Consider the following 11,530-nt stretch of genomic DNA (forward strand, 5'->3'; position numbering starts at 1 on the left):
CCGGTTCTCCCCAGCCCAACCGACCACCTTGGTGTGACGCCTTTCACTCGCGGAGGTGAGCTGGCGCGTTGCGTTGCCGAACAGTGGACAGCTGTGTGGAGAAGCTCTTGATCACTGTGCACAACGGCCGCGAGCCTGTGGGTTGCCGGTGGACAACGTCATGCACAGCCTGTGGAAGAAAAATCGGTCCACAGTCTGTGGAGATCACTTTTCCACGAATCCACAGGCCGCTGACCTGGACTGATGCCCTGTTACCGGGGGTGGCTGTGGATCCAGTCTGGACAACTTTCCAGTCCCCAGGGTGTGGATCGCAAAAACCCGGCAGATCTGTGGAGAACGCCCGTAACTCGGCCGCGAATCGAACAGGGGCGGAGCGCCGGGCATCGCGCCGGCGGCGCGCGGGCAACAAGAAGGGCGCTCCGGGAGTCCTTCCCGAAGCGCCCTGAAGCGCTCAGCGGCCCGCAACGGGCCTGCTGTCAGCCGTTCTTGATGCGGTTGGTGAGCTCGGTGACCTGGTTGTAGATGGAGCGCCGCTCGGCCATCAGCGCGCGGATCTTGCGGTCCGCGTGCATCACGGTCGTGTGGTCGCGGCCGCCGAACTGCGCGCCGATCTTCGGCAGGGACAGGTCCGTGAGCTCACGGCACAGGTACATCGCGATCTGGCGGGCCGTCACGAGCACACGGCTGCGCGAGGATCCGCAGAGGTCCTCCACCGTGAGGCCGAAGTAGTCCGCGGTCGCCGCCATGATGGCCGACGCCGTGATCTCGGGCGCCGCGTCCTCGCCGCCGGGGATCAGGTCCTTGAGGACGATCTCCGTCAGACCCAGGTCCACAGGCTGTCGATTGAGCGACGCGAACGCCGTGACGCGGATCAACGCCCCTTCCAGCTCACGGATGTTGCGCGAGATGCGGGACGCGATGAACTCGAGCACCTCCGGAGGCGCATTGAGCTGCTCCTGCACTGCCTTCTTACGAAGGATGGCGATACGCGTCTCCAGCTCGGGCGGCTGGACGTCCGTGATCAGACCCCACTCGAACCGGTTCCGCAGCCGGTCCTCCAGGGTCACCAGCTGCTTGGGCGGCCGGTCGCTGGAGAGCACGATCTGCTTGTTCGCGTTGTGGAGCGTGTTGAAGGTGTGGAAGAACTCCTCCTGCGTCGACTCCTTGTCCGCGAGGAACTGGATGTCGTCGACCAGAAGGATGTCCATCTCGCGGTACCGCTTGCGGAAGGAGTCGCCCTTGCCGTCGCGGATCGAGTTGATGAACTCGTTGGTGAACTCCTCGGAGCTCACGTACCGCACGCGCGTGCCCGGGTAGAGACTGCGCGCGTAGTGCCCGATGGCGTGCAGCAGGTGCGTCTTGCCGAGGCCCGACTCCCCGTAGATGAACAGGGGGTTGTACGCCTTGGCGGGGGCCTCGGCGACGGCGACCGCGGCCGCGTGCGCGAAGCGGTTCGACGCGCCGATGACGAACGTGTCGAAGAGGTACTTGGGGTTCAGGCGAGCCGTCGGCTCACCGGGACCGGTCGCCGGCGCGGGCTGCGCGGCCAGCGGTCCGGGCGCGCCACTGGGCACACCACGATTGCCGGGGCCTCCGGGGCCGTGCGCGCCGTCCTGGGGCGGACGACCGCCCATCGCGGGCTTGCCGGGGCCGGGCTCGCGCCGCTGCGGCCGCTCGCGCGAGGGCTCGTAGGAACCGCGCTCCTCGTAGGACGACCGCTCCTCATAAGAAGAGCGGTCCTCGTACGAACGGTCTTCGTAGGGGCGCTCTTCATAAGAGGGGCGCTCTTCGTAGGAAGGACGCTCTTCATAAGAAGAGGACTCGTAAGAAGAGGAGCGGTCCTCGTAGGACGGGCGACCGTCCGGCTTCTGCTCGTACGGAGCGCGCTCCGGCTGCTGGTCGTAGCGGCCGCGCTCGGGCTCGTACGGCTGTTGCTGCTGCTCGTACGGGGGCCTCTCCTGCTGCCGGTAGTCGTGCTGCGGCTGCTGGGCGGGCGGGCCGTACGGATCGCGCTCCGGGAAGCCGAGCCGGGGCTGCTGCCAGTTGTAGTCGTCCTGCTGCGTGCGCGGCCAGGCGCCCGGCTCGGGGCGCTGGTAGTCCGGGTACGCGGGGCGCGCGGTCGGGAGCTGGTCGGGGCGGGGCGCCTGGGGCTGCTCGTACGCGTCCCGGTTGTCGTAGGACGTCTCGCGGTTCTCGTAGGGGGCCGCCTCACGGCTCTCGTACGGGGTCTCGCGGTTGTCGTACGGAGCCTCACGGTTCTCGTACGGGGTCTGCGCGGGCGCGGGCGCGGGCGCAGGGGCAGGTGCGGGGGCGGGCGGCTCGCCCACGGAGTCGTCGACGGTGATCGCGATCCGGATGGGGCGGCCGCACTCGCGGCTGAGGGTCTCGCTGACGACCGGGGCCAGGCGTCCCTCCAGTACGCCCTTGGCGAATTCGTTCGGCACGGCGAGCAGCGCGGTGTCGGCGACGAGCGCCAGCGGCTGGCATCGTCGGATCCAGTGCTCGTCCTTCGTCTCGACGCCCTGCCCGCGGCCTTCCCCGAGGAGTTGCTCCAGAACTCGTGGCCACACTGCGGCAAGATCGGCAGGTACGTCAGCCACAGGGCACGCTCTCTCGCTGGTCCCACGAACGTGTGATTCCTGGGACGGATCGGGAAGAAAATCGGGTGGGGCGGTGAGAAGGGAACGAATCGGAGTTCAGCCACGGTAGTCAGCGCGACCGCTGCGGTTCAAGTTGTTGTCCCCAGCCTGTGGACAGTGTCCCCCGCATGACGTCGGTTTGACCGGATGGCGTAGCCGCGCGTACCGTAACCAGGTCGAGTTGTCGATGGCTGCTGCCGCCTGCCTCCGATGGGCAAGGTCACGATCCACAGTTCTTGCGGGCCGTGTAGCGGTGCACTCGGGCGTATTCGCGAGCTACTCGTGGGCGCACGGTGACAGCCAGGCGATGTCCCGCCACCACACGTTTTTCAGGAGCCCCCGAGTGAGCAAGCGCACCTTCCAGCCGAACAACCGCCGTCGCGCCAAGACCCACGGCTTCCGCCTGCGCATGCGCACCCGCGCCGGCCGCGCGATTCTCGCGTCCCGCCGTGGCAAGGGTCGCGCCCGCCTGTCCGCCTGATCGCGGAACAGGTCATGACGTGCTGCCTACCGAGTATCGGCTGAGGCGGCGCGAAGACTTCGCGACCGCGGTACGCCGAGGACGCCGGGCCGGACGCCCGCTTCTCGTCGTCCATCTACGCAGCGGTTCAACGGACCCGCACGCGCCCAGGGAGACCCTCTCCCCGCCGCGTGCGGGTTTCGTCGTGAGCAAGGCCGTGGGTGGCGCCGTCGTACGGAACGCGGTGAAGCGCAGGCTTCGCCACCTCATGCGCGACCGGGTGACTCTGTTGCCCCCAGGTAGCCTGGTAGTCGTACGCGCGTTGCCCGGAGCGGGTGACGCGACCCACGCACAGCTGGCCCGAGACCTGGATGCCGCCCTTCAGCGGCTGCTGGGAGGGGGCGCGCGATGAAGTACCCACTGCTCGCCTTGATCAAGATCTACCAGTGGACCATCAGTCCGCTGCTCGGTCCGGTGTGCAAGTACTACCCGTCGTGTTCCCACTACGGCTTCACCGCCATCGACCGGCACGGGGCAATCAAGGGAACAGCACTCACCGCCTGGCGGATCCTTCGGTGCAATCCGTGGTCCCTGGGCGGCGTCGACCACGTTCCGCCACGCAAGCGTCCGCGCTGGCACGAGATGCTGCGCGAGGCATGGCGCGGGGACAAACACACGGCCCCCGCCGTTGAGGGCGACAGCCCCTCTGCACAGGACAATAAGTCCGGAGCGACTTCGCCCAACGCCCAAGGAGCCTGATCAGGGACATGATTTCCGATATCGTCAACGCGATTTCCGGCGTTTTCGCGTTCCTCACGACGCCTGTGTCGTGGGTCATCGTCCAGTTCCACAAGGTCTACGGGGCGATCTTCGGCCCTGATACCGGGTGGGCCTGGGGCCTGTCGATCGTGTCCCTGGTGGTCCTGATCCGGATCTGCCTGATCCCGCTCTTCGTGAAGCAGATCAAGGCGACCCGGAACATGCAGCTGCTCCAGCCTCAGATGAAGGCCATCCAGGAGCGCTACAAGAACGACAAGCAGCGCCAGTCCGAAGAGATGATGAAGCTGTACAAGGAGACGGGTACCAACCCGCTCTCCTCGTGCCTTCCGATTCTCGTCCAGTCGCCGTTCTTCTTCGCCCTGTACCACGTGCTCGCGGCCATCGCCGAGGGCGAGCCCAAGGGCGTCATCACCCAGTCGCTGCTGGACAGCGCCCAGAAGGCGCACATCTTCGGTGCCCCGCTCGCTGCCAAGTTCACGGACAGCGCCGCCGAGGTCCAGGCCATGGGCGCCTCGCTGACCGACGTCCGCGTGGTCACCGCGGTCATGATCATCATGATGTCGGCGTCGCAGTTCTACACGCAGCGCCAGCTGATGACGAAGAACGTCGACCTGACGGTGAAGACGCCGTTCATGCAGCAGCAGAAGATGCTGATGTACGTCTTCCCGCTGATCTTCCTCTTCATGGGCATCAACTTCCCCGTCGGTGTCCTCGTCTACTGGCTGACCACCAACGTGTGGACCATGGGCCAGCAGATGTACGTGATCAACCGGAACCCCACCCCGGGCTCCAAGGCCCAGGCCAAGATGCTCGAGGGGCTTCAGAAGCACGTCGTCGAGCACGGCGCCACCCGCAGCAAGCGCGAGAAGAACATCGTCAAGGCGATCGTCGCCAAGGGCCGCGACCGCAACGAGTACGAGCGCAAGTTCATCAACGGCCTGAGCAAGGCCGGTCTCGCCGCACAGGCCGACGGCACCGTGGCCAAGGGCACCTCCTCGGAGGAGCTCGACGAGGACGGTCTGCCGAAGAGCGCCCCGAAGCGCCAGCAGCCCAAGCGCCAGTCCAAGTCGCAGCGCCAGTCCGGCGGTGCGGCGGGCACGGCGAAGGCCGACTCCACCGCCTCCTCGGACTCGGGCAAGACGTCGCTGGAGAAGGAGGACGGGCCGCAGGACGCCAAGCCGAAGGGCCAGTCCAAGCAGTCCGGTGGCGCCAAGCCGGCGGGCAGCTCGCAGCAGCGCAGCAAGGCCAAGTCCGGACAGCGCAAGGGCGGGCCGCAGCGGCCGAAGTCCTCGTCCAAGAAGTAAGACCTCGACGTTAGACGTTGGCGCAAGCCTTGACGCAAGAAGGAGCCCATCCCGTGACGGAAGGCACCACCTCCGCCGCTGCCGAGGGTGGCGACACCCTGACCCGCCTCGAGCAGGAGGGTGAGATCGCCGCGGACTACCTCGAGGGTCTGCTGGACATCGCCGACCTCGACGGCGACATCGACATGGACGTCGAGGCCGACCGGGCCGCAGTCTCCATCGTCAGCGACGTGAGCAGTCGTGATCTGCAGAAGCTGGTCGGCCGCGACGGAGAGGTCCTCGAGGCGCTCCAGGAGCTGACCCGCCTCGCGGTGCACCGTGAGACCGGTGACCGCAGCCGCCTGATGCTGGACATCGCCGGCTACCGCGCCAAGAAGCGCGCCGAGCTCACCGAGCAGGGCGCCAAGGCCGCGGCCGAGGTGAAGAGCACCGGGGAACCGGTCAGGATGAACCCGATGACGCCCTTCGAGCGCAAGGTCGTGCACGACGCCATCAAGGCGGCCGGCCTGCGCAGTGAGTCCGAGGGCGAGGAGCCGCAGCGCTTCGTCGTCGTGCTTCCTGCCTGATCGGCAGCACGTCGCCTTCCGGCCCCGTCTGTTTCGCAGGCGGGGCCGATCTTTGTCAGCCTGTTAATCAGCCACTCACTGCGTAGCGCGGTATGGAAGGACGGTCCCCGTGACGGAGGCAGCAGAACTCCCCCCGGCCCCGGAGCAGGCCCGGGCGGTATTCGGCGAGCGCTTCCCGGACGCGGTCCGGTACGCGGAGCTTCTCGCCGACGCGGGAGTGCAGCGCGGCCTCATCGGGCCCCGCGAGGTGCCGCGTCTGTGGGAGCGGCACATCCTGAACTGCGCCGTGCTCTCCGAGGTGGTCCCCGAGGGCGTCACCGTGTGCGACGTCGGTTCGGGCGCGGGCCTGCCGGGCATTCCGCTCGCCCTGGTCCGCCCCGACCTCAAGATCACCCTGCTGGAGCCGCTGCTCCGCCGCACGACCTTCCTCACCGAGGTCGTCGAGCTGCTCGGGCTCGACCATGTGACCGTGGTGCGCGGCCGCGCCGAGGAGGTCCTCGGCAAGCTGACCCCCGTGCACGTCGTCACCGCTCGCGCCGTCGCCCCGCTGGACCGGCTGGCCGCGTGGGGCGTCCCGCTGCTGCGGCCGTACGGCGAGATGCTGGCGCTCAAGGGCGACACCGCCGAGGAGGAGCTGAAGAACGCCGCCACCGCCCTGAGCAAGCTCGGTGCCGTGGAGACCTCCGTGCTGCACGTGGGCGAGGGCGTCGTCGACCCCCTCTCCACCGTCGTACGCGTCGAGGTCGGGGAGAGCCCCGGCGGCGTGCGCTTCGCGGCGAAGCGCGCCAAGGCGGCCCGCACGGGGCGTGCGCGCCGCAGGCGTTGACGCTCAGCAGTACTCCACAAAAGCTGTCTGACGTACGTATCTCGGGGTGTCGCGCGGGACTGCATCGGGTCGCGGTGCATCGTGTTTCACGTGAAACGTCGCTCACTGCTGCAGGGCATCATCAGTCGCGGCCGCGCGGCGGCCGCTCCGCGCGACCGAAAACCCCTCGGGTCCCTCGATACGGGCACGGAGTTGTCCACAGAAGGGGATTCGCCCACAGAAGCACGGGCCTCGCTGGTTCTTGACCCCGAAGGCATGGGAGGCTCTGTTCATTGCGAGCCTGAAGTCGAGGAGAGTGAATCCTTGCGGTCCGACGCCAACATCGCGGGACCGATGACCGATCCGGTCCCCGGTCCCCGTACCGAGTCGGCGGGGGAGGATGTTTCACGTGAAACGCCGCCCCCGATGGACGACACACCCATCGGTCGCGCTGCCCAACTGGCAGTAGAAGCTCTCGGTCGCGCGGGCGAGGGCCTGCCACGCCCCGAGCAGACCCGCGTCATGGTGGTGGCCAACCAGAAGGGCGGGGTCGGCAAGACCACGACCACGGTCAACCTTGCCGCGTCGCTTGCGCTGCACGGCGCACGCGTCCTGGTGGTGGACCTGGACCCACAGGGCAACGCCTCCACGGCTCTGGGCGTCGATCACCACGCCGAAGTGCCCTCTGTCTACGACGTGTTGGTCGACAGCAGGCCGCTCTCCGAAGTCGTCCAGCCCGTCCCCGACGTCGAAGGCCTCTTCTGCGCCCCGGCCACCATCGATCTCGCCGGTGCGGAGATCGAGCTGGTCTCTCTGGTCGCACGCGAGAGCCGACTGCAGCGCGCCATCCAGGCGTACGAGCAGCCGCTGGACTACATCCTCATCGACTGCCCGCCGTCGCTCGGTCTTCTGACGATCAACGCTCTGGTCGCCGGCGCGGAAGTGCTGATCCCGATCCAGTGCGAGTACTACGCGCTGGAGGGCCTCGGCCAGCTGCTGCGCAACGTGGACCTCGTGCGCGGGCACCTCAACCCCTCCCTGCACGTCTCCACGATCCTCCTGACGATGTACGACGGACGGACCCGGCTGGCTTCCCAGGTCGCCGACGAAGTCCGCAACCACTTCGGCAATGAGGTTCTGCGGACGAGCATCCCGCGCTCGGTGCGTATCTCGGAGGCGCCGAGCTACGGGCAGACGGTGTTGACCTACGATCCAGGGTCGAGCGGCGCTCTCTCCTACCTCGAAGCGGCCCGAGAGATGGCGCTGCGGGGAGTCGGGATCCACTACGACGCCCAGAACGCCCACACGGGCACTCAACTTGACCAGCAAAGTACGTCGGAGGGGATTCAGTGAGCGAGCGACGGAGGGGACTTGGCCGAGGACTCGGCGCGCTGATCCCGGCTGCCCCCACACCAGAGAAGTCCGCCCCGGCGTCCCAGTCGGGAGGACCGTCGACGTCCCCCGCCTCGGTGCCGGTGCTGACGACCGAGCGCGGAGTGGCGGCCGCCAAGGTGGCCGCGCTCTCGCAGCCGCCTGTTTCACGGGAAACCGAGGAGCCGGCGAGCACGCCGACCGACGACTTCGAGCGTCCGGCGGGAGCGCACTTCGCGGAGCTGCCGCTCGACGCGATCACGCCCAACCCGCGTCAGCCCCGTGAGGTGTTCGACGAGGACGCCCTCGCCGAGCTGATCACGTCCATCAAGGAAGTCGGGCTTCTCCAGCCCGTCGTCGTGCGCCAGGTGGGCGCGGGCAACTTCGAGCTCATCATGGGCGAGCGGCGCTGGAGGGCCTGCCGGGAGGCGGGGCTCGAGCGCATCCCGGCCATTGTGCGGGCCACGGAAGACGAGAAGCTCCTTCTCGACGCCCTGCTGGAGAACCTGCACCGTGCGCAGCTGAACCCGCTGGAAGAGGCCGCGGCCTACGACCAGCTGCTCAAGGACTTCAACTGCACCCACGACCAGCTCGCCGACCGCATCGGCCGGTCCCGTCCGCAGGTGTCCAACACCCTGCGGCTGCTGAAGCTCTCCCCGGCCGTCCAGCGCCGGGTGGCCGCAGGGGTGCTGTCGGCGGGCCACGCGCGTGCGCTGCTCTCCGTCGAGGACTCGGAGGAGCAGGACCGGCTGGCCCACCGCATCGTCGCCGAAGGGCTCTCGGTGCGGGCCGTCGAGGAGATCGTGACCCTCATGGGTTCCGGTCCCAAGAGCAGCTCGCGGGCCAAGGGGCCGCGGGCCGGCGCCCGGGTCTCCCCGGCGCTGAGCGAACTGGCCACGCGGCTCTCCGACCGCTTCGAGACCCGGGTGAAGGTCGACCTGGGCCAGAAGAAGGGCAAGATTGTCGTCGAATTCGCCTCGATGGACGACCTGTCGCGCATCCTCGGCTCCCTCGCTCCCGGCGAGGGACCGGTGCTCCAGAACGGACTCCCGGACGAGACCGAGGGCGACGAGCAGGACTGATCACCGCCGCGCCGTGAGCAGAGCGGACCGTGTCCGGCATGTACCGGAACACGGTCCGCTCTTTGCTTTTCCACGGTATCGAGTGCATCGCATCGTGGTTACGATGCGACGGGAAGAGCGCATCCACCCGGCGGCACCTCATACAGGAGGCGGGTCATGCGATCGGTGAGTCGCACCGGACTGATGACCGCAGGTCTCGGCCTTGGCGCGGTCGGCGGATTCGTCGGCAGCCTGCTCAGGGAACGGAGCGCTCTGACGGCCGCCCGCGCAGCGGCGGGCGAAGGAAGCGAGGAACTGCCTTCATGGGGCGTCGGCTCGTACCGCTCACGCTGGACAACCTTCCGGACCTCCCCAAGCGCTGCCGTTCATGTGTCTTCTGGGAGCTGGACCCGGTCAGCGGCCAGGCCGCGGTAAAGGCGGGCACGTCCGAACTGGAGAAGGAGTCGTGGATCTCCGCCGTCCTGCTGGAGTGGGGCTCCTGCGGACGCGTCGTCTACGTGGATGACCTCCCGGTCGGCTACGTGCTCTACGCGCCTCCCGCGTATGTGCCGCGCTCCACCGCCTTTCCGACGAGCCCGGTGTCCCCCGACGCCGTTCAGCTCATGACGGCCTGGATCCTGCCCGAGTACCAGGGACAGGGACTGGGGCGGGTCATCGTGCAGACCGTGGCGAAGGATCTGCTGCGGCGGGGCTTCAAGGCGATCGAGGCCTTCGGGGACGCCCGGTGGAAGGGGCCCGCCTGTCTGCTGCCCGCGGACCATCTGCTGGCGGTCGGCTTCAAGACCGTGCGACCGCATCCCTCGTATCCGCGGATGCGTCTGGAACTGCGGACGACGCTGTCCTGGAAGGAAGACGTCGAGATGGCCCTGGACCGGCTTCTGGGGGCCGTACAGAAGGAACCGGCACTCCGTCCGCTGTGACGGGCCGACGGGCCCTCAAACGGAAGCGGGCCGATCCCCGGAGGGATCGGCCCGCTTCCATGTTTCACGTGAAACACGTGCCGTCGGTGAGACGGCGTCGCCTGATTACTCGGCGATGAAGTCCTCGAGGTCGCGCACGATGGCGGCCTTGGGCTTGGCACCGACGATGGTCTTGGCGACCTCGCCACCCTGGTACACGTTCAGGGTCGGGATCGACATGACGCCGTACTTGGCGGCCGTGCCCGGGTTCTCGTCGATGTTGAGCTTGACGACCTCGATCTTGTCACCGTGCTCGGCGGCGATGGCCTCGAGGGACGGGGCGATCTGACGGCACGGGCCGCACCAGGCAGCCCAGAAGTCGACCAGCACGGGCTTGTCGCTCTTCAGGACGTCCTCGTCGAAGCTGGCGTCCGTGACGTTCTTCAGGTTGCCGGCCACAGCAGGCTCCTTCTTTCTTGGGGGAAATGCGTGAGTGGGAGTTCGGGTCAGACGCTGGCGGTCTGGGTCTTCTCGGGCTCGGCGGCCTCGCCGTCGGAGAGCGCGGCCAGGAAGCGCTCGGCGTCGAGGGCTGCGGAGCAGCCGGTGCCGGCCGCGGTGATCGCCTGGCGGTAGGTGTGGTCCACGACGTCACCGGCGCCGAAGACACCGGTCAGGTTCGTGCGCGTCGACGGGGCCTCGACCTTCAGGTAGCCCTCGTCGTCCAGCTCGAGCTGGCCCTTGAAGAGCTCCGTGCGCGGGTCGTGGCCGATCGCGATGAACAGGCCGGTGACCGGAAGCTCGGACGTCTCGCCGGTCTTCAGGTTGCGCAGCGTCAGGCCCTCGAGCTTCGGGTCGCCCTTGATCTCGGCGACCTCGCTGTCCCAGACGAACTTGATCTTCGGGTCGGCGAAGGCGCGCTCCTGCATCGCCTTCGAGGCGCGCAGGGTGTCGCGGCGGTGCACGATCGTCACGGACTTGGCGAAGCGCGACAGGAAGGTGGCCTCCTCCATCGCGGTGTCACCGCCGCCGATCACGGCGATGTCCTGGTCCTTGAAGAAGAACCCGTCGCAGGTCGCGCACCAGGAGACGCCGCGTCCGGAGAGCGCATCCTCGTTCGGGAGGCCGAGCTTGCGGTGCTGGGAGCCGGTGGTGACGATGACGGTCCTCGCGCGGTGCACGGTGCCCGCGGTGTCCGTCACGGTCTTGATCTCGCCGGTCAGATCGACGGCCACGACGTCGTCCGGGACCAGCTCGGCACCGAAGCGCTCGGCCTGGCCGCGCATGTTGTCCATGAGCTCGGGGCCCATGATGCCGTCCTGGAAACCGGGGAAGTTCTCGACCTCGGTCGTGTTCATCAGCGCGCCACCAGCGGTGACGGCACCCTCGAACACGAGCGGCTTCAGCGACGCGCGCGCGGTGTAGAGCGCCGCCGTATAGCCGGCGGGCCCGGAGCCGATGATGATCACGTTACGGACGTCGCTCACGGCTTGATTCCTCGTCTCTGCGGGACTGCTGCGTACTGCCAGGGGGAGGCCATTCGGAGGACTCTCACCCCACCCAACGGATCCTACGGGGCATGCATTCCCGACGTGCCCGGCCACACCTGACGAGTGGCCCCGGGCGT

General features: G+C 68.0%; 12 protein-coding genes. 9 read left to right on the forward strand and 3 right to left on the reverse strand.

Features of this window, described 5'->3' with window-relative positions:
- Positions 1-476: 476 nt before the first annotated feature.
- Entirely contained in the window at positions 477-2,600 is a 2,124-nt protein-coding gene (dnaA, locus tag ACTWJ8_RS20065) for a chromosomal replication initiator protein DnaA (protein ID WP_443259931.1), read from the reverse strand.
- Between the two features lie 382 nt (positions 2,601-2,982).
- Here dnaA and rpmH point away from each other — a divergent pair, with 382 nt between their 5' ends.
- From rpmH to ACTWJ8_RS20110, 9 genes are all read left to right on the forward strand, one after another.
- Positions 2,983-3,120, forward strand: coding sequence for a 50S ribosomal protein L34 (rpmH, locus tag ACTWJ8_RS20070; protein ID WP_003949374.1), 138 nt, complete (start codon positions 2,983-2,985; stop codon positions 3,118-3,120).
- 19 nt (positions 3,121-3,139) lie between these two features.
- Entirely contained in the window at positions 3,140-3,511 is a 372-nt protein-coding gene (rnpA, locus tag ACTWJ8_RS20075; RefSeq protein WP_356386571.1) for a ribonuclease P protein component, read from the forward strand.
- The gene (gene yidD / locus ACTWJ8_RS20080; RefSeq protein ID WP_356386568.1) at positions 3,508-3,858 is read left to right on the forward strand and encodes a membrane protein insertion efficiency factor YidD; all 351 of its coding nucleotides are present in this window, start codon (positions 3,508-3,510) and stop codon (positions 3,856-3,858) included. The genes rnpA and yidD overlap by 4 nt, the downstream gene beginning before the upstream one ends.
- An 8-nt stretch (positions 3,859-3,866) precedes the next feature.
- Complete coding sequence (gene yidC / locus ACTWJ8_RS20085; protein WP_356386566.1) at positions 3,867-5,183, forward strand: membrane protein insertase YidC; 1,317 nt, start codon at positions 3,867-3,869, stop codon at positions 5,181-5,183.
- Between the two features lie 53 nt (positions 5,184-5,236).
- Positions 5,237-5,749 (forward strand): Jag family protein, encoded by a 513-nt coding sequence (locus tag ACTWJ8_RS20090; protein ID WP_356386563.1) that lies wholly within the window; start codon positions 5,237-5,239, stop codon positions 5,747-5,749.
- Between the two features lie 109 nt (positions 5,750-5,858).
- The gene (gene rsmG / locus ACTWJ8_RS20095; RefSeq protein ID WP_356386560.1) at positions 5,859-6,575 is read left to right on the forward strand and encodes a 16S rRNA (guanine(527)-N(7))-methyltransferase RsmG; all 717 of its coding nucleotides are present in this window, start codon (positions 5,859-5,861) and stop codon (positions 6,573-6,575) included.
- Positions 6,576-6,830: 255 nt separating this feature from the next.
- Positions 6,831-7,907, forward strand: coding sequence for a ParA family protein (locus tag ACTWJ8_RS20100; RefSeq protein WP_356386754.1), 1,077 nt, complete (start codon positions 6,831-6,833; stop codon positions 7,905-7,907).
- Positions 7,904-9,007 carry a ParB/RepB/Spo0J family partition protein gene (locus ACTWJ8_RS20105; protein WP_443259932.1) on the forward strand — a complete coding sequence of 368 codons (1,104 nt, stop codon included), beginning with the start codon at positions 7,904-7,906 and terminating at the stop codon, positions 9,005-9,007. The genes ACTWJ8_RS20100 and ACTWJ8_RS20105 overlap by 4 nt, the downstream gene beginning before the upstream one ends.
- A gap of 302 nt (positions 9,008-9,309) precedes the next feature.
- Positions 9,310-9,927, forward strand: a complete 618-nt coding sequence (locus ACTWJ8_RS20110) for a GNAT family N-acetyltransferase (RefSeq protein ID WP_443259933.1) — start codon at positions 9,310-9,312, stop codon at positions 9,925-9,927.
- A gap of 105 nt (positions 9,928-10,032) precedes the next feature.
- Here the strand turns inward: ACTWJ8_RS20110 and trxA are convergent, their stop codons facing one another.
- Complete coding sequence (gene trxA, locus ACTWJ8_RS20115) at positions 10,033-10,365, reverse strand: thioredoxin (protein ID WP_443259934.1); 333 nt, start codon at positions 10,363-10,365, stop codon at positions 10,033-10,035.
- Positions 10,366-10,412: 47 nt separating this feature from the next.
- On the reverse strand, positions 10,413-11,390 hold the full coding sequence (gene trxB / locus ACTWJ8_RS20120; protein WP_443259935.1) for a thioredoxin-disulfide reductase: 978 nt from the start codon (positions 11,388-11,390) through the stop codon (positions 10,413-10,415).
- Positions 11,391-11,530 lie beyond the last annotated feature (140 nt).

The organism is Streptomyces sp. SDT5-1 (assembly GCF_052245995.1).
Taxonomy (GTDB): domain Bacteria; phylum Actinomycetota; class Actinomycetes; order Streptomycetales; family Streptomycetaceae; genus Streptomyces.